This is a genomic window from Candidatus Amarobacter glycogenicus (assembly GCF_016704105.1).
Taxonomy (GTDB): Bacteria; Chloroflexota; Dehalococcoidia; order Tepidiformales; family Tepidiformaceae; genus Amarobacter; species Amarobacter glycogenicus.
Window position 1 is genome coordinate 176,244 of sequence record NZ_JADJAT010000002.1, and the last position, 17,805, is coordinate 194,048.

The 17,805-nt window shown below is 64.4% G+C and carries 20 protein-coding genes; 16 read left to right on the forward strand and 4 right to left on the reverse strand.

What is annotated here, in order from left to right; translation table 11 throughout:
• Window positions 1-50: 50 nt before the first annotated feature.
• Both IPG14_RS05580 and IPG14_RS05585 read left to right on the forward strand, forming a co-directional pair.
• Window positions 51-1,502, forward strand: coding sequence for a hypothetical protein (locus IPG14_RS05580; protein WP_343391150.1), 1,452 nt, complete (start codon window positions 51-53; stop codon window positions 1,500-1,502).
• Window positions 1,503-1,549: 47 nt separating this feature from the next.
• Window positions 1,550-2,311, forward strand: a complete 762-nt coding sequence (locus IPG14_RS05585; protein ID WP_343384355.1) for a sulfite exporter TauE/SafE family protein — start codon at window positions 1,550-1,552, stop codon at window positions 2,309-2,311.
• A 76-nt stretch (window positions 2,312-2,387) separates the two neighbouring features.
• Here the strand turns inward: IPG14_RS05585 and IPG14_RS05590 are convergent, their stop codons facing one another.
• Together IPG14_RS05590 and IPG14_RS05595 are read right to left on the reverse strand one after the other, a co-directional pair.
• Window positions 2,388-2,936, reverse strand: a complete 549-nt coding sequence (locus IPG14_RS05590; protein ID WP_343391151.1) for a hypothetical protein — start codon at window positions 2,934-2,936, stop codon at window positions 2,388-2,390.
• 29 nt (window positions 2,937-2,965) lie between these two features.
• Window positions 2,966-3,154, reverse strand: a complete 189-nt coding sequence (locus IPG14_RS05595) for a hypothetical protein (protein WP_343391152.1) — start codon at window positions 3,152-3,154, stop codon at window positions 2,966-2,968.
• A gap of 259 nt (window positions 3,155-3,413) precedes the next feature.
• On the opposite strand from IPG14_RS05595, the gene IPG14_RS05600 reads away from it, so the two are divergent.
• The 10 genes from IPG14_RS05600 to IPG14_RS05645 all read left to right on the forward strand — a co-directional run bounded on the left by IPG14_RS05600 (window position 3,414) and on the right by IPG14_RS05645 (window position 13,096).
• Window positions 3,414-6,341 (forward strand): AAA family ATPase, encoded by a 2,928-nt coding sequence (locus tag IPG14_RS05600; RefSeq protein ID WP_343391153.1) that lies wholly within the window; start codon window positions 3,414-3,416, stop codon window positions 6,339-6,341.
• Between the two features lie 41 nt (window positions 6,342-6,382).
• On the forward strand, window positions 6,383-6,514 hold the full coding sequence (locus tag IPG14_RS05605) for a LuxR C-terminal-related transcriptional regulator (RefSeq protein WP_343391154.1): 132 nt from the start codon (window positions 6,383-6,385) through the stop codon (window positions 6,512-6,514).
• 100 nt (window positions 6,515-6,614) lie between these two features.
• The gene (locus tag IPG14_RS05610) at window positions 6,615-7,328 is read left to right on the forward strand and encodes a hypothetical protein (RefSeq protein WP_343391155.1); all 714 of its coding nucleotides are present in this window, start codon (window positions 6,615-6,617) and stop codon (window positions 7,326-7,328) included.
• 1,420 nt (window positions 7,329-8,748) lie between these two features.
• Entirely contained in the window at window positions 8,749-9,033 is a 285-nt protein-coding gene (locus IPG14_RS05615; protein ID WP_343384349.1) for a muconolactone Delta-isomerase family protein, read from the forward strand.
• Between the two features lie 10 nt (window positions 9,034-9,043).
• Window positions 9,044-9,550: a flavin reductase family protein gene (locus IPG14_RS05620; protein WP_343391156.1), complete on the forward strand. Its 507-nt coding sequence runs from the start codon at window positions 9,044-9,046 to the stop codon at window positions 9,548-9,550.
• Window positions 9,541-9,852 carry an antibiotic biosynthesis monooxygenase family protein gene (locus tag IPG14_RS05625; RefSeq protein ID WP_343384347.1) on the forward strand — a complete coding sequence of 104 codons (312 nt, stop codon included), beginning with the start codon at window positions 9,541-9,543 and terminating at the stop codon, window positions 9,850-9,852. Before IPG14_RS05620 ends, IPG14_RS05625 begins: the two co-directional genes overlap by 10 nt.
• A gap of 66 nt (window positions 9,853-9,918) precedes the next feature.
• Window positions 9,919-10,647, forward strand: coding sequence for a Rieske (2Fe-2S) protein (locus IPG14_RS05630; RefSeq protein ID WP_343384346.1), 729 nt, complete (start codon window positions 9,919-9,921; stop codon window positions 10,645-10,647).
• Between the two features lie 42 nt (window positions 10,648-10,689).
• Window positions 10,690-11,838: an aminotransferase class V-fold PLP-dependent enzyme gene (locus tag IPG14_RS05635; protein ID WP_343391157.1), complete on the forward strand. Its 1,149-nt coding sequence runs from the start codon at window positions 10,690-10,692 to the stop codon at window positions 11,836-11,838.
• Window positions 11,835-12,359, forward strand: a complete 525-nt coding sequence (locus tag IPG14_RS05640; protein ID WP_343391158.1) for an AAA family ATPase — start codon at window positions 11,835-11,837, stop codon at window positions 12,357-12,359. Before IPG14_RS05635 ends, IPG14_RS05640 begins: the two co-directional genes overlap by 4 nt.
• Window positions 12,360-12,367: 8 nt before the next feature.
• Window positions 12,368-13,096, forward strand: coding sequence for an MBL fold metallo-hydrolase (locus IPG14_RS05645; protein WP_343391159.1), 729 nt, complete (start codon window positions 12,368-12,370; stop codon window positions 13,094-13,096).
• On the opposite strand, the gene IPG14_RS05650 is transcribed toward IPG14_RS05645, so the two are convergent.
• Both IPG14_RS05650 and IPG14_RS05655 read right to left on the reverse strand, forming a co-directional pair.
• Window positions 13,093-13,380 carry a DUF1905 domain-containing protein gene (locus tag IPG14_RS05650; RefSeq protein ID WP_343391160.1) on the reverse strand — a complete coding sequence of 96 codons (288 nt, stop codon included), beginning with the start codon at window positions 13,378-13,380 and terminating at the stop codon, window positions 13,093-13,095. The genes IPG14_RS05645 and IPG14_RS05650 overlap by 4 nt on opposite strands.
• Before the next feature lie 69 nt (window positions 13,381-13,449).
• The gene (locus IPG14_RS05655; protein WP_343384341.1) at window positions 13,450-14,313 is read right to left on the reverse strand and encodes a 3-hydroxyacyl-CoA dehydrogenase family protein; all 864 of its coding nucleotides are present in this window, start codon (window positions 14,311-14,313) and stop codon (window positions 13,450-13,452) included.
• Between the two features lie 117 nt (window positions 14,314-14,430).
• Here IPG14_RS05655 and IPG14_RS05660 point away from each other — a divergent pair, with 117 nt between their 5' ends.
• From IPG14_RS05660 to rny, 4 genes are all read left to right on the forward strand, one after another.
• A complete protein-coding gene (locus tag IPG14_RS05660) occupies window positions 14,431-14,892 on the forward strand; it encodes a MaoC family dehydratase N-terminal domain-containing protein (RefSeq protein ID WP_343384340.1) in 462 nt (153 codons plus the stop codon).
• The gene (locus tag IPG14_RS05665) at window positions 14,889-15,314 is read left to right on the forward strand and encodes a hypothetical protein (protein ID WP_343388757.1); all 426 of its coding nucleotides are present in this window, start codon (window positions 14,889-14,891) and stop codon (window positions 15,312-15,314) included. Before IPG14_RS05660 ends, IPG14_RS05665 begins: the two co-directional genes overlap by 4 nt.
• A gap of 195 nt (window positions 15,315-15,509) precedes the next feature.
• Complete coding sequence (locus IPG14_RS05670) at window positions 15,510-16,151, forward strand: TRIC cation channel family protein (protein WP_343391161.1); 642 nt, start codon at window positions 15,510-15,512, stop codon at window positions 16,149-16,151.
• Between the two features lie 124 nt (window positions 16,152-16,275).
• Window positions 16,276-17,805 carry a ribonuclease Y gene (rny, locus tag IPG14_RS05675; protein ID WP_343388756.1) on the forward strand — a complete coding sequence of 510 codons (1,530 nt, stop codon included), beginning with the start codon at window positions 16,276-16,278 and terminating at the stop codon, window positions 17,803-17,805.

Genomic DNA, 17,805 nt, shown 5'->3' on the forward strand with positions numbered 1-17,805 from the left:
CCGCTCATGCGCCGTTCGCGGCAAGCCTCCCTCCGACCTATACTCCCGCCATGAACGGCGAGGTGAGACGGATGCCACGACTATCAACTCGGACAATGCTGCTCCTGTTGTTCCCGGCCCTCCTCACCCTCGGCGTCGTTTCGCTGCGCCCAGCCCAGGCGGCAGCGCCGGCAGCCACCACCGAAGTCAGCCAGGTGCCCCCCGCTGGATCCGCCGTTGCCGCCGGGGTAACCGTTACCTACACGGCGACCGTCGTCCTCTCGGCCGGCCAGGCACAATCGCTCACCGTCCAGATGTCGGGAAGTGCCAACATCACCGACCGCGCGCTCGTATGTACGAGCACGACCAACGGCGCGGCCGATACCGTCGGCTGGGGCGGCGCGCCAAGTTGTCTGTGGAACGGGCCCGTACTTGCCGGCACATTCACCTTCGTCTTCTCCGGTAAGGCCGCCGGGCCGATCGCCAGCCTCCTTCCGGGGAGCGTTGTCTGCACCGACACGAACTCGTCGAACACCTGCAACGACGAAGCGCCCGGCGACAAGCTCGCCCTGTCCGACGGCAACGGCGACGTCGGCCCCATCGCACTGCTCGCCCCTCCGTTCGTTTCCGCAGAACTCAACCAGGCGCCTCCCGGCGGTAGCGCTGCCGCCTATGGCGCCGTCGTCACGTATACCGCGACCGTTAGCCTGACGGTTCCGCAAACATGGCCCTTGACCATCCAGCTGAAGGACCAGCCTGGCCTCACCGAGCGCACGCTCACCTGCTCGAGCTCGAGCAACGGCCCGGCGGACAATGTGAGGACCTCCGGGGCCCCATCCTGCATATGGGACGCGCCCGTTCTGGCCGGGACCTTCCTCTTTACCTTCACCGGCAAGATGACCGGCCCGGTGACCGATGCGGGCCCGTCCGTCGATAGCGTCGTCTGCACCGATACCGATGCCGACAACCTCTGCAGCGATGAGGACTCCGGCAACCTCGTCGCCCTGGGCGATGCCGACGCCAACGTTGGGCCCCTTACCCTTATCCCGGCTTCCGTCCTGACCTCCGAAGTGAGTCAGGTCCCGGTCGCTGGCACGCTCGTCTCCAAGAGCACCCGCGTGACCTACGTGGCCACCGTCAACCTCACGGTTGCCCAGGACCAGTCCTTGACGATCCAACTCGCCGGTGATCCCGACCTGGCCAATCGGACGCTGACCTGCACCAGCACCACGAACGGCAGCGCCGATGTTGTCGGATCCGGGGGCGCCCCCAGCTGCATGTGGAATGGCCCGGTCACCGCTGGCGTGTTCACATTCACCTTCGCGGGCGACGCCATGGGCGCCGTCGGCGATGCCGTGCCCGACGCCGCGAGCGTGGCCTGCAAGGACTTCAACTCATCCAATACCTGCTCTGACGAGAACCTCTTCTACCAGGTGCCACTGGCCGACGCCGATGGCGATGTCGGCGCGCTCCCCTTCCAGGCGAAGTTCGTCCTGACGCTGCCCCTGGTGGCGAAAGACTGATTGGTGCATCCTCGCCTCGACTCTGCCTCCGGCCACGGTAACAGGCGGTGACGCCGCTTGAGGCGTTACTCCTCGCCGCTGCCGCGTTCGCTGCCGGAGCCATCAACGCTGTCGCCGGCGGCGGCTCGCTCGTGAGCTTTCCTGCCCTCCTCGCGGCCGGCTACCCTTCCAAGACGTCGAACGTCACCAATTCGGTAGCCCTCTGGCCGGGCTACGTCGGCGGTTCGTACGGGTATCGCGGTGAACTCCAGCGGCAGCGCCGCCGGATCGTCGCGCTGACCTTGCCCAGCGTGCTTGGCGCCGTCGCCGGTTCCATCATCCTGCTTGCCACATCCGAATCGTTCTTCGATCGGATCGTCCCGTTCCTCATCCTCTTTGCCTGCGGGCTGATGGCCTTCCAGGACCGGCTCGGGGCCTGGGCGCAACACCATCGCCTCGCCGCTCAGCCCGGCGACCGCGTTCCGCCGCTCCTCCACGGCGCGGTCTTCGTCCTCGCCATCTACGGGGCCTACTTCGGCGCCGGGCTGGGGATCATCACGCTCGCCGTCCTCGGCATCCTCCTCCCCGACGACCTGCAACATTCGAATGCCCTCAAGGGCCTGCTTTCGGCGCTCATCAACTTCGTTGCCGTGGTGTACTTCGCCGCCTTCGGCCCGGTGGAGTGGTTGCCGGCAGCCGTCATGGCGGTCGCCGCGCTCGCTGGCGGCTACCTCGGTGTAGGTGTCGCACGCCGCCTCGGGAAACGCTGGCTGCGCGTTTCCGTCATTAGCTACGGGCTGCTCGTGGCACTCGTCCTCTTCATCCGCTGACGCGGTTTCGACCCAAAGAAAGGCGGGGCCGGGAAACTCCGGCCCCGCCTCGGGGACTTACCGTGCCGTGCAATGCTCACCAGCCGAGTTGCGCGATCCGGTACTCGTGCTCAGCGATGGCATTCGCCAGCGCCTGCTCGTAGTCGGGCTGCGTCACTCCCGTAGTCTCGCCCGAAGGCCCGACACCGGTGGCCGCCGTGATGGCGTTATCATGCTCGGCCACGACCTGGGCGATCACGGCGTCCGCAGAGACCGTGTTCGCCACGCTGACTCCGTCCGTCGAACCCTGCGACTGTGCGAGGTACGCGGCCACGGCGTTGTCGTGCTCGGCCTGGGCCTGCGCAACTTCGTCGGTCGGGTTCACCGGGCGGCGCAGCGGCCCGAAGATGGCGTCGGTCTGCGCTTCGTGGAGGGCCATCGCGGCCTGGAGCAATTCCTCGGCGGTTGGCGGCGCTGGGGCGACCCAGACGCTCTGCGAGACCTCTCTTGTCGAAGGACCGCTGTCGTTTCCGCGGTCGTAACGGGTGAGGCCGACGGCCGCGATTCCGGCGACGGCAGCGAGGCCGGCAACGAAGACGATGGGGCCGGCGAACGATGCCGGGCGCGGGTGGTGTTGAGTAGTCACTGCTGTTTCTCCTTGAGCTATCGAGCGGATCAGTTGGTCGCGCCGTGCCGGTGCCATCCCACGGACCAGGGGAGGTAGCGCCGGTTTGGCTGCGGGTTCCGGGCGCGGCTTTCTGCGTTGGCGGCCTTCGCTTCCCTCTCGAGAAGCAGGCGGTTTACGAGCCGTTCGTAGTCCGCGATATGGGCCAGGGCGAGTTCGCTGATGGGTTCCAGGTTCATGTCGGTCTCCTTTTTAAACCGGGTGTGTGTGGCCATTTCGGCGGGCGACTGCTCGTCCTCTTTGGTGGCCCGGGCCGTCATTTCGACGTGCTCGCATCGTGCGCCCCCCGGAACGCGTTCTCATGGCCAGAAATTGCTATTTCCGATAGCCATTGCCGCCGGACCGCGAAGTGGTCATCCCCCGGTCCCAGGGGCTTTCGAGGCCGGGGATTGAGAGGCCTTTACGTCCGGAGTACCATCGCGCCTGGGAATAAACCGGATGGCCAGCGCCTTACGCACTTTGGCCCCGGGCGGAAAGCCAGCCTTCGTTGGACGGGAACGCGAGCTGGCATGGTTGCGCGAGCAGCTCGCCATGGCCGCCAACGGCGAAGCGCGGCTGGCCCTAATCGAAGGTGAGCCGGGGGTCGGCAAGACATCACTCGTCCGGGAATTCCTCACCGAAGCCGACGCTCAGGGCTGGCAAACCGTCTGGGGCCGCTGTTCCGAAGACTCCGGCGCGCCCCATCTCCCCTTCTCGACCGGCCTGATCCCGCAACTGGTCCGTGCGGGGCTTGTTTCCCCGGATGACGGGGACAGCCTGGCGATTCTCCGCGGCGAAAACCTCGCGTCCATCGCGGCAGGACTCGCCGACAAGACCGTCGACCTCGCCAACCGCCGGCAGATGATTTTCGTTGTCGATGACTTCCAGTTCGGCGACGACGGCACCCGCACGCTCCTTCGCGACTATTTCCGCCACCTCTCCGAGCTTGACCGCCGCAGCCCGCTCTCCGCCCTCTTCGTCGTAACGCACCATCCTCCGCTTCCGAACGACCCGTTCGGTATCACGCTGGACCAGATCCGCCGTGAGCCCTTCTGCGCCGGGATAGAGCTGGAAGGCCTCTCGGCCAGCGAGGTCCACGAGCTCGTCCGTGTCATCGAAGACGCCACATGTGAGCCGCTCCTGCTCGAAACCGTGATGGAAGCGACCCGCGGCAACCCGCTCTTTGTCCGGGAGATCGTCGAGACGCTGCGGCGGCGCGACTTGATCTCTCGCGCGGACAACCGCCTGCAAATCTCGTCCACGTTCGTCCCGGTCCACCTCCCCGCCAACGCCCCAGCATCAGTCGCCGGGCGACTCGGCGATCTGGCGCCGGCGACGTTGAAGGTCCTGCAGACTGCCGCTGTGGTCGGCGAGCACTTTTCCGCCACTGACCTCGCCCCCTACCACGCCTCCGACGAGGCCGAAACGGCGGTAGATGCGGCGGTCGCAGCGGGCTTGCTGGCCGAAGTCCCCGGGGGATTCGCCTTCACCCACGGCACGGTTCGCGCAGCCGTGGTCGATTCGCTCGGCCCCCTCCGCCGCCAGCATCTCCACGCCGACATCGCCCGCAGCCTCATCGACCGATTCGGCGCCTCACCCGACCACGCGATCGAGATCGCCGAACATGTTCTCGCCGCCGGCGACTGGCCCGACCAAGCGGAGGCCGCCGCCATCTTCGAACGCGCCGGCGACGCAGCGATGAGCCGCTTCTCCTGGGCCAGGGGGCTGCGGTTCTTCGAAGCAGTTCTCGCCCTTCCCGGTTATGTCGAAAGTCTGGGGCGCCGGGAGCAAGGACACCTCTTCGCCCGTGCAGCCAGGGCGAGCAGCGTCAACGGTGACCGAACTCGCTGCCGCAAATGGGAGGAACGCGCGATTGACGCCTTGCAGGAGGCGGGAGACATCGACGGCTGGGGGCTTTCCCTGCTGAGCTGGTGGCGGACGTTCACGAACGTCGGTGAGCCAATACCGGACGATGGCGCGTACGAGGCATTCGCTGCGGCGGCGGGGAGCGACGCTCGCGACGTTCGAGCACAGCTGCTGGTCCACCGCGCGGAGACGCTCTGCTTCGCCCGTGACCCGAACGACATCGCCGCCGGCGAAGACGCCCACGCCGCCGCCATGATGTCGGAAGGCCCGGAGACCCGCGCCTACGCCGAAACCACGATGGGTCTGATTCGCAACCGCCACCTCGAACCAGAGCGCGCCATCACCCACTTCCTCTTGGCGATGGAGCACACGCAGGCCATCCCGAATCCTCGCATCAAAGGATGGGGTGCGGCCCGCCTCGCGATGCCTTTGATGCAGCGGGGCGACCTCTCCGGGGCGCGGGCGGCCTCGGCATACGCTCGGGATCTTGCCCGCGCGGGCGACGATCTCAGCAACGGCGCCCTCGCGGCGGCCGTGTTCCACTCGATCGCAGTGAGCACTGGAGAGCCGGAACTCGCCACCATGCTCAGGGACGAGACCGCCACCCTGGCGCGGCGTGCCACCTATCCAATGGCGAATTTCATCCTCCTGGCTTCTGCGTCCTGGGACCGGCTCCTTCGAGGCGAGTTCGACGAAGCCGCCGACGCTGCCGATTCATGGGCGCAGTTGGCGGGCCCGACCATCGCCCGCCCGCTCCAGACACTTCCGAGGATCCGTGCCGGACAGGCCATGAATGGCAGCGAGCCTGGCTTGCGGCTATCGACGCAACCTGTCGACTTCTCCAGCGTGGGCGCCGTCGCCGTCGCCGCCGAGGTCGCCGAAGCATCCGCCGCGGTCGAGCTTGCAGAACGAGTCGCCGACATCTTGCAGCCAGTTGTCGACCGAGGTGTGTACTTCAGCATCGCACCGCCCTTGCTGCTTCCGCGTTCGCTGGCCATCGCAATGCGCCTCACCGGTCGCCCGGCGCTCGCTGCCGGCTACCTCGACATCGCTGAGCGCGTCGCGAGAGAGTCAAATGCTCCGCCGGAAGTCGGCCTCGTCGCATTCGAACGGGCCAGGCTCCTCGCGGCATTGGCAGCGCCAACCAGTGAAGTTGCCGAAGCCGCCGCCAGTGCCGCCCGGGAGTTCCGCCGCCTCGACCTTGTAGGAGCGGCCGAGCTGCTTCGGGAATTTGCCGCAGCAGCGGGCGTCCCGGCGTCGACATCCGGTTTGCAACCGGCACCGGACGAATTCTCTGCGACCGAACTCGAAGTCCTGCAGGAATACACCCGCGGCACTCCACCTCCCGGTATCGCAGAACGGCTGCTCATCCACTCCCGAACCGTCGAGGGACATCTCCAACGCCTTTCCCGGCGTATCGGCGTCCACAGCCCGAGGGACGCACAGGCATTCCTCGCAGGCCGCGCCGCAGACACCCCCCAACGGCAGCTCGGGCGCACGGCGCGGCCCTCGACGAGCTGACCACCCGCGAAATTGAAGTCCTGGGCCTGGTCGCGCGTGGCATGACGAACCAGCAGATAGCCGACGAGCTCGTGATCAGCCTCCACACCGCGATCCGCCACGTAGCCAATATCCTCGGAAAGACCGGGGCGGCAAACCGGACAGAAGCCGCGCACCTGGCGGCCAGAACCTGATTCCCAGGCGAATACTATTCAGGTATTGACAAGATAATTCTGTCGGGAGCATAGTCCGCATCCGCTCCCTAGCTGCCGTCACGTGAGAAAGGATGTCGCGATGTCAGTGCCCGGTGGACCGCCCAAGCTTCCGGCCGACAACTCCAACGTCGGAGGCGTCGCCTTCGTCACCTGGACGTCGAGCAACATACCCAACACCGACTACTTTCAGAAGACCCTGGCGCAATTGGAAACCAAGTTGGCCGACCAACAGGCCCGGTGGGAGACCATCCTCATGTTGAGAGCCTTGCGCTTCCGACTGGGCACTTGGAACAGCCTCACTTTTGGCGCCGAGATGATGAAACTCGCGAACTCGGGCGTATCCAAGAAGATGATGGACGTTTGGCTGGACGCTCGGCTGTCCGTAGTTGGCGCAAGAGCCGGGGTGACTCGCATCAGTTCCAATCGTGCTCACCTCGATGTTGACTGGTTCGATTTCCCACTCCCCCACTGGTGGATGCTCCCACCTAGTGTCAACTTTAGCGGTGCTGCAGCCGAGAAACACGTCGCGGAGAGGCTGCTATGGTTCCTCGAAGATTCCGTGAGTCTCGGCCCAAGTCCCGTAAACCCGGCCAACTGGACGTGGCCACCCGGAACGACCGGCGGAGACTGGCCGGACAAAGCCAAACTGGCGTCGGCGCCCCCGTTCAAAGCTGGGTTCCAAACCATCAAGCTGGAATGGCACATGGGCAGAAATCTCAATGGAATAACGTGCGCCTCGCTCGCCAATGTCTTTTGGCTTGAGACGCGGAAAGTATCGAGGCAAGACATTTGACCCATCCGCCTATCCCGACGCCCGGCGCAGGACCCGCCGAACGGGCGTTGGGTATCTTCCTCTGCCTGGAAGGCAACGAAATCAAGGTCAGCAAATACGCTGAACTACCGTACACTCGCATCCCCCCGCCGAAGCGCGTCAAGAAGCTCCCGGACGCTGACAGTGGCGCTCGCTCAGCGTTTTGGTTTGCTCTAACAAAACGCGGTCGACTGCTTTACTTCGCCGCACCTCGAGATCCATTGAACCAGTATGCGGAGACATTCGGTATTGCTGGATTCGGTCACATAGAAGGTTCAGAACGTCGTCGTCGTTTCCGGGTCGTTGTTCCGCTCAATACAGCTTTGATTGCGGACGAACTCCAGATTCATCTGTCGAATGAGGGCCCAGGTGGCCCGAGGCCCAATGGAGTCGCGGAGCCTTTCGTGGCGACCGTGCCTGTCAGATACCGAGGTCGAAGAGCAAATGACAAGTCAACACGGCGGTAAAGTCGGTCCACTGCTCACTCTCGTCGACGATACTGGAAATAGTAAATTCTTGTTTTCCATCTTGATCATAGGCGACGGGTATACAAAGGCTGAAGCGGTTTCAGTATTTGTAAAAAGAGCATTGTGCAACGCTCATTAAATCGATCAACAAACAGTTTAAATTCAAGAACCGCAAACTCAAGATATATGCCCAGCCCTATTGGTCTAAAGAGTCAGGTGCTGATATTCCTAAAGGCTGCGCTCATGGATTCAATGTAGCCCACCCGAAGACATATTTCGACTCTGGCTTTTCAGCTGATTGCCGGTTACTAGCAGGGACTACGACAAACACGAATTCTAGGATTATAAGCCATGGACGAGATGCTTTCAGGAGTGTGTTCCCTCTGTCTGACTCATCAGAGAACTTTGCAGCCATCTTAGTGTTAGTCAATACTGCCCACTACGGTGGTGCCTTCTCCGACGAAGAGCATACCGATATTTGCTGGGCCGCATCCTCCAGTTGCGATTCTGTCGGGCTTGCGTTGCACGAACTGGGTCACTCGATGGATCTCGCTGACGAGTATGACTACTGGGATGGATGCGAGGTGAATGACGGGGGGGCGACCGGCACGGTTTTCTACTCGAATGTGTCGAGTTCGGCCGCGCAAACCCCATGGAACTTGAAACCTCCGTATCCCACGGACCTTCGCCCCAAGCTTGAGTGCGGCCAGTGCGACCAGCGCCACGAAGATGGGCTTGAGGATGGTGTTGGGGTGTTTCAGGGTGCGAACCATTCTCCTTGCGGATTCTTTCGCCCCACGCGCAACTGCAGGATGCGGAATGTCGCCGCGCCGTTCTGTAAGGTCTGCCGTTTGCATATCCGCAAGTTCTTGACCTGAACCCCCTTCCCCGCCCATCCCCTATAATCTGGCTCCACCCCGCTCCAGGAGCCCTCCATGCTGTTTTCCGTCCGTCTCGTTTCCCGCCAGCCTACCGATGTCTCGCCAGAGGCATGGCAGGCCGTCGTCGGCGAACAGCTCAAGGCCGTGAAGGCCCAGTACGACCAGGGCAAGATCCGCGCCATCTACCGCGAGACCGGCCTCGGTGTACTCGCTATCTATGACGCCGCTGACCCGCGAGAAATGGACCAGCTCATCGCCTCGCTGCCGATGAGCCGCTACTTCGTCGATACCACCGTCCATGCCCTCTGGGACATGGTGCCCAGCCTCCAGTCGCTCTAGGCCGCCGGAAATGACGAGCGTCACCCCGGAGGACTTCAAGGGCGCGCTCGGCTCGTGGGCCTCGGGCGTCACCATCGTTACCACGAAACTCGACGGGCTCGTCTACGGCATTACCGTGTCGAGCTTTTCGTCCCTCTCCATGGAACCCCGGCTGATCCTCGTAAGCCTCCAGGACAGCAACCACCTGCCCCACATGATTCGAAAGTCGAAGCACTTCGGAGTCAGCATCCTCGCCGCTGGCCAGGAGGGCGTTTCCGCCTACTTCTCGACGTCCGGGCGAGACCCCGCAACTGCCTTCGACGGCGAATTTGCGACGGAGAGCATGCGGACCGGCAGCCCCCTCATCTCCGGGGCGATCGCCCAGATCGACTGCGAACTCGAAGAAGCCGTTCCCGGCGGAGACCACACCATCGCCATCGGCCGGGTCGTCGGCGCCACCTTCGATGCCACCAGACTCCCACTCGTGTACTTCCGCCGCGCTTACCGCGCGCTCAACATGGACGGGCAATGGCAGTAAAAGTAGTCATCGAACGGCGTGTACTCCCCGGGCAAGAACGGCGCGTGCTCGAGGTGCTGCGCGCCCTCCGCGTCCGCTGTCTCGATGAACCCGGCTACATCAGCGGCGAAACGCTTCGCGATAGCGAAGATCCTCAGAACCTCGTCGTCATTTCGACATGGTTCGGCCTTGGCGATTGGCGCCGATGGCATGCTTCCAGGGATCGCCAGGACTTCGAAACGCGCATTCGCCAGCATCTTTCCGCCCCCGAACGCGTCCGCGTCCTCCTCGAGGGCCTGACAGAACACCATTCCGGCGCTTGAGGCGAATAGTGACTTTGCGCAATTCTGCACAATCGGGGTAGTATCCACCTCCGGGAGGTTCGGCCTGTGTCACCTGCGCTTGCTGTCCTGGGAGTATCAATCCTTGGGACCTGGGGACTCGCCAGCATCGGAATGATCGCTGCGGGAATCATCATGCTCTTCTTCCCGGGAGACCCCACAACGTCGTCCGATAACACCCTCGGCGGCATCCTCTTCCTCGTCCTCGGGCTCACCTCGATGGGACTCATGCAGGTCGTCGTGTCGCCGCTTCTCGGCCTCGATGCACCCGTGCCGTTCCGTGCGAAGGACAACAAGGCCCACGCCAAGCTCACCAGGTGGGCAAAGGCCGGCCTCGTCCGCGATTACACCGACGGCGTGCCGAAAGAGATGCGCCTCCGCGCCCAACGCGTCCTCGTCACTCGCCGCGGCGACGACATCTACGCGATGAACGCGCTTTGCTCGCACGCGCGCCTGCCGATGGCAGGGCTCCCCGGCTCACCGATCAAGGCAATGGCCATCCAGGACGGTTGCGTAACCTGCCCGTTCCATGGCGCCCGTTTTGAAGTGAGCAGCGGCAAAGCCGTACGGCAGCCGTTCACCTCCCAGTGGAACAACGACCACCCGCTCCTCGGCGGCATCCAATCGAAGCTCTGGAACCTCATCCAGTTCATCCCAATGCCGTACCAGGCGTTCCCCGTGCCGAAATTCGCGCGGCCGAGCATGAATGCCGAGGACATGCAGACCTACCCTGTGAAAGTCGAAGACGGCGAGATCCTCGTCGGCCTCCCGCGCTAGGCGTATTTCCCACGAATCACCGCATCGGGCATGCTTTCGGGCATGCCCGATTTGCTTTCCTGGCGGGCGAAGTTCCCCATCCTCGCCAGCAAGACCTACCTCATCAACAACTCCCTCGGGGCGATGCCCGCTTCCGTCACGGAGTCGCTCCGCGAGTACACCGAGCTCTGGGCCTCCCAGGGGGTAGTTGCCTGGGACACCTGGCTGCCGGAGGTAGCGAACACGGCAGCCATCCTCGAAGACATCGTCCACGCACCCCGCGGCAGCATGACGATGTGCCAGAACGTCACCAATGCACTCGCGGAGATCTTGTCCTGTCTCGAATACGAACTGCCGCGCAACCAGATCCTTCACTGCGCCGGCGAGTTCCCGACCGTCGAGTACCTCCTCGACGGCCAGCGGCGCATCGGCGCGGAGGTCGTCCGTGTCGGAAACGACCCTCTCGTTTTTCCCGCTCGCGAACTGCTCGACGGCATCAGCGACCGCACCGTCCTTGTCGTCCTCTCCCATGTCCTCTTCCGGACCGCGGAACTCGTTGACATTCGGCCATTCGTGGAGAAGGCCCATGCTCACGGCGCCCTCGTCCTCCTCGATGCATACCAGTCCATGGGATCGGTCCCGTTCGATGTCACGGAGCTGGACGTCGACTTCCTCGTCGGCGGTTCGGTGAAGTGGCTCTGCGGCGGCCCGGGCGCGGGCTACCTCTACGCTCACCCCAATATCGTCGACCGGCTCGAGCCGCGGTTGGCGGGTTGGTTCTCCCATGCGCGGCCGTTCGGCTTCGAATCGCCGCCAATCGAGTACGCTGAGGGTATCAGCCGTTTCACCGGAGGCACCCCCAACATGCCCGCCTACTACCAGGCCCGCGAAGGCTACAAGATCATTCGCGAAGTTGGCGTCGAAGCCATCCGCGAACAGTCTCGCCGCCAGACTCAGATCCTTGTCGATGGGGCGCTCGAACGCGGCTTCACGGTCAACACACCCCTTGAGTTCGCCCGGCGTGGCAACCACGTCACCGTCGACTTGCCCAACGCTCAGCTCGTGAAGGATGAACTAATCCGGCGAGGCTTCGTCATCGACTACCGCCCCGGAGCAGGAATCCGGATCGCGCCACACTTCTACAACACGGACGACGAATGCCGCGCCATCCTCGATGAGATCGCGGACATCGCCTCCGTGGCGGCACGATGAGCGCGCGCATTTTCCTCATCACCGGCCTGATGGCCTCGGGCAAATCGACGGTCGCGCAGGCGCTGGCCGAGCGTCTTCCACGAAGCGTCCACCTCCGCGGCGACGCCTTCCGCAGGATGATCGTGAACGGCCAGGCGCCGATGAGCGTTGAACTTTCCGACGAAGCGAAAGCGCAGCTAGATCTGCGCTATGACCTGGCGATCGCCGCGGCCAAGTCGTACTGCGACGCTGGATTCTCGGTTGTCTACCAGGACATCATCCTCGGCCCGGCCCTCGCAGATGTCGTGGCGAAGTTCGCGAGTTACCCGCTCTTCGTCACCGTCCTCTGCCCGGACGCGGAGACCGTCTCGGTGCGCGAACGTCAGCGGGGGAAGTCTGGCTACCGGAACCGCGGGGAGATCGATGCGTTTGATCGCGTCCTGCGCGAGGAGACGGCGCAGATCGGGCTCTGGGTCGATTCTTCCCATCTGACCACCCGCGAAACGGTCGACGCGATCCTCGCAGGCGCCGCAACGGAGTGACCCCTCCGGTGACCGTCACCTTCATCGGCTCCGGCGACGCCTTCGGGAGCGGCGGCAGGCTTCAGGCGTGCATTCTCGTCGATGACGGCCGCCAGCGAGTCCTCCTCGACTGCGGCACGTCGTCACTCATCGGTATGAAGCGGCTCGGCATTGACCCGAATTCCATCGACATCGTCCTGCTCAGCCATCTGCATGGCGACCACTTCGGCGGCATCCCATTCCTCGTCCTCGACGGGCAGTTCTCGCGGCGTGAGGCCGACTTGCGTGTGGTCGGGCCGGTTGGCTCCCGGGAGCGCATCGCCCTCGCGATGGAGGTGCTGTACCCAGGCTCCAGCCGCGTCGAGCGCCGCTTCAAGCTCGTAGTCGACGAGCTCGAGCCTTTAGCGGCGGCCTCGCTCGCAGGCGCAACCGTCAGGGTCTTCGCGGCCGACCACGCCAGCGGCGCTCCGGCACATCACCTGCGACTGGAAATCGGCGGTCGCACGATCGCGTACTCCGGAGACACCGCCTGGACTCCGGCGCTGGTCCAGGCTGCGTCCGGCGCCGACCTGCTCATCTGCGAGGCATACTTCCGCGACCGCCGCGTGCCGTTCCATTTGAGCTATGGCGAACTACTCGAACATCGGGGCGAACTCGGGTGCCGGCGCATCGTCCTTACCCACATGACGCAGGAAATGATCGTTGCCGCGGACGTGGAGATGGAACGGGCGTCGGATGGCCTGGTCGTCCACGTCTAGATCGAGAGGGAAATCCTCACCCGCGCTACGCCTCCCTCGTCCAGACCTTCAGCCTTTCGGACGGCCGACTTCAGCGGCACGATGTAGCTGCCATCCTTGGGCCAGAGCGAAGTAGTCCACCTGGTCCGGCCGATCTCCGCGCTCACCGGGATCATGCCCCAGCCATAGGTGACGGCGCCCGCGACGGCGCTGAGCTGGGCGCACTGCTCCCCGGGGACGGTGACGAAATACCACGGCGCCGGCCCTTTCCAGAACCAGATCCGTCCGCTGAATTCGAGCTGCATCACATCGGGGCAATCGTACCTGCCGCGTCACGCGTTAGGGCCAGTGCGCCCAGCCGCAATTCCGGGAGGCTACTCGGCGTACCTGAAGAAGCCCCGCCCGGTCTTCCGTCCCAGGTGTCCCAGGCTCACCAGCCGCCGGAGGAGCGTCGGCGCCTTGAAGCGAGGCTCGCCGTACTCCTCGAACATGCTCTCGGCGATGAGCTTCAGCGTGTCCAGCCCGATCAGGTCGGCGGTTGCGAGCGGCCCCATCGTGTGGTTCAGGCCCACCTTGCACGCGTTGTCGATGTCCTCCGCGCTCGAGACCCCGCTGTCCAGCAGGTCGATCGCGTCAAAAATGAACGGCACCAACAGCCGGTTCGCGATAAACCCCGGGGTGTCCTTCACTTGCACCGGCACGCGTCCGAGCTTCTCGCAGAAACGCATTGCGTCGGTGAGCGTTTCGTCAGTCGTGCTCGCGGTCGAGACGATCTCAACAAGCTTCAGTGCCCACGGCGGGTTGAAAAAGTGCAGACCGATGACTCGCTCGGGACGCTTACTCGCCGCCGCAAGGTCGCTCAACGGCAACGAGCTGGTGTTGCTCGCAAGCAGAGTGCCAGGCGTGCAGACCTCTCCGAGGCGGCGAAACACGCTGCCCTTCACCTCCAGGTCCTCGACGACAGCCTCGATCACCGCATCCACTCTCGCCATCGAGTTCAGCGTGTCCATATCGGCGACGCCATGGAGGCGCTGGTAGGAAGCCTCGCAATCCTCGGTCGTGATCCTGCCGCGTTCAGCCTCGCGGAGGAGCCGCCGGTGGATGCCATCGATCGCGGCGTCAACGCGCGCCTGGTCGATATCGACGAGCGTGACGTTGAACCCGTGATAGGCCGCCACCTGGGCGATGCCGCTCCCCATGAGGCCAGAACCGATGACTCCAACTCGTTCGATACGCATGCAGGCACTCCATCGTTCGCTGCTATCGATCGATAGCGCTATCGGATGATAGCCGCGGCCGCCTGCAGGCGCGAAATTTCGCCCGATGCTAAACTCCGGCCACAATTAGGAGTAGCCATGTCTGTACCCGAACAGAGCCTCATAACCGACGAACATCGCGCCGCCATCGGGGTCAAGAGTGACCCCGTGAAGGTGGTCATCGGCGAAGTCGACGCCCACCGCATGCGTGACGTCCTCGAAGATAAGGATCCCCGCTGGGCCGACGGTACTGGTCTCGCGCCGTCCTACGTCATCGCCGGGATGGGCGGCGGGCCACGCCGGGGAATGCCCCAGATCCTGCCCGGCGGGCTTCTCACCCAGCAAGAGTGGAAGTTCTCCCGGCCCTTCAAAATCGGCGAAGAACTCAGTGCGGTCAGCCAGGTGTTCGACATCCGCGACCGCCTCGGAGGCCGTTACGGCTACAGCGTGCTCGTCACCCAGGGCACCGAATACTTCGATTCCGACGGCCACCACGTCGCCTCGGCGATGATCACCATCACCCAGTTCGACCCGAAGTCCCAGAGGAAGGGCGACGAATGAGCCAGCGCTACTACGAAGACACCAACCTCGATGACGAACTCGAACCCCTCGAGCGGACGCCAACGACCGACATGGCGATCGACTTCTTCGGGCGCGACAACCCGACGAACCCGGCCTTCTCCGATATCGAAGCGGGAAAGCGGCTCGGCGTCGGTGGCGCTTTGGTCCCGGGCCTGCTGAAGCTCTCGTGGATCACCCAGTACGTGAGCGATTGGGCCGGAACCGAGGGCCACGTGAAGAACCTCCGCGCCGCCTACCGCCGCCCGGACGTCGCGGACCGCCCACTGGTCCTCGGGGGCCGCGTCGTCGACAAGCGCGTGGAAGACGGCAAGCACATCGTCGAACTCGAAGTGGTCACGCTCGCGGACGGACAGCCCAGCACCCGGGCGAACGTCCAGGTCGAGCTCCCGGCGAAGGGGTAACGCCAAGCACCTTCGCCCCGCGCCGCTCTGCCGGGAGCCGGCGCGAAGGTTTGGTCGCTCGCAGTCACCCTGGTACCGGTTCCGAAGCCGTTGCAGTCCCCGGACCGGGAACTCACGGCCCTCTTTCGCCCATGGTCCGGCCCGATGCCCGGTGCGTCACTCGGAGGTAGTCGCCCACAGGGGTAAAGTCCAGTCGTGGATTTCTCCGCCTCCGAGATCATCGGCATCCTCGATCGGGTCGGGCTTGTCGCCTTCGCTTTCTCCGGTGTGGAAGTTGGCGCTCGCCGCCGGCTGGACGTATTCGGCCTGCTCGTGATGGGTGTCGTAACCGCAACCGGGGGCGGAGTAATGCGCGATGTCATCCTCGGTCGCCTGCCCCTCGTCCTGGATAAGCCGGACTATCTCCTCTGGGCGGCCGGCGGTTCGGTCCTGGGCATCGTCCTCCTCTGGCGGCGAAGGACCGTCCCGCGAGTGCTCCTCGCAATCGCCGATTCGGCCGGGCTGGGGGCCTTCGCGGCCGCCGGCGCACTGGCCGCCCTGGGCGCCGGTCTCGCAGTCCCGGGGGTCATCCTGCTCGCGGTCCTGACCGCGACCGGTGGCGGCATCATCCGCGACCTGATGGCCGACCGCGTGCCGCTGGTCCTGCGCTCCGAAGTCAACGCCACGGCCGCCGCTCTCGGTGGGTTGTGTCTCTGGCTCGCGGAGCCGGTGTCGACTGGCGGCGCGGCCCTCCTGGCCGTGGGCGTCACCGCCCTCGTGCGGGTTGCAGGCCTCGCTTTCGACCTCCACCTCCCCCACCCCGGGCGCGACGAAGGCCACCAGGGGCGCCTCCTTTAACCGCCCGGTAACTTTGACTGCCGATCGCCGCCGGGCGTACGATGCCACCAGCCAATCACGGTGCATTCGCACCTGACGGTGCGTGAATACGTGGCATTTTTGTTGACCACCATGGAGTCGTTCAATGCTGGCGATAGTCTCGATTATCGTCGGCCTCGCGGGTTTGCTGATCGGAGCGGGAGCGGGCTTTGTGCTCCGCAAGCGTTCCGATGGGACATCGCTGCAACAGGCGGAGGAACAGGCTAGCCGCATCCTCGCCGAGGCCGAGACACACCAAAAAGAGCTGCTTCTGGCAGCCAAAGAAGAAACGCTCACCCTTCGTAATCAACTCGAAGCGGAGATGCGGGACCGCCGGGCAGAAGCCGCGCGAAGCGAGCAACGCCTTGCCCAGAAAGAAGAGAATCTCGACCGCAAGGTCGACACCCTCGAACGCCGGGAGCAGTCCCTGAGGGACCGCGAAGCGTCGATCGAACAGTTGCGGACGGAAGCCGAAGAACTCCGGCTGCGCCAGGCAACCGAGCTTGAACGCGTCAGTAATCTGACCGTCGATGAAGCCCGCGAACAGCTCCTCGGTGCGATCGAAGGCGAAATCCGCGATGAAGCGAGTCGCCGCGTCCGCGAAATGGAAAAAGAAGTCGAGGCTACGGCCGGCCCTCGTGCCCGCAAGATCCTCGCTACGGCCATCCAGCGATACACCTCGGAAGTAACCGCTGAAAACACGGTATCGGTGGTCCAGATCCCGAGTGACGACATGAAGGGCCGCATCATTGGCCGGGAAGGCCGGAACATCCGCGCCATCGAGGCCGCGACCGGCGTCGACCTCATCATCGATGACACCCCCGACGCCGTCACCGTTAGCGCCTTCGACCCCGTCCGCCGGGAAGTCGCCCGCCAGGCGCTCTCCATGCTCGTGCAGGACGGCCGCATCCACCCGACCCGCATCGAGGAAGCCGTGAACAAGGCTCGCCGCGATGTCGAAGCCACGATGCAGGACGCTGCCGAAGCCGCAGCCGTGGAAGCAGGCGTGCTCAACCTCCACCCCGAAGTCCTGAAGGTCTTCGGCCGCTTGCGCTACCGCACGAGCTACGGCCAGAACGTCATGCGCCATTGCATCGAAACTGGCCACATCGCGGCGATGATCGCGCGCGAAATCGGCGCCGATGTCGAAGTCGCGCGCGCCGGCGGCTTTCTCCACGACCTCGGCAAAGCCGTCGATCACGAAGTCGAAGGCACCCACGCCATCATCGGCGCGGACATTGCCCGGCGCTTCAAGGTGAAGGACTCCATCGCTCACTGCATCGAAGCGCACCACGAAGAAGTGGAACCGCGCACCGTCGAAGCAGTCATCGTCATGATGGCCGATTCCATCTCCGGCGGCCGCCCCGGCGCACGCCGCGAGTCGCTCGAGGCCTACATCAAGCGGCTTGAGACGCTGGAGAACATCGCGAAAAGCCACAAAGGCGTCGAAAGCGCGTTCGCCATCCAGGCCGGCCGCGAAGTCCGAATCATCGTTCGCCCAGAAGTCATCGACGACCTCGAAGCCATGCGAATCGCTCGCGATGTCAGCCAGCAAATCGAGGAGACTATGGAGTACCCGGGTCAAATCAAGGTCACCGTTGTGCGCGAGACGCGGGCGACCGAGTACGCCCGCTAA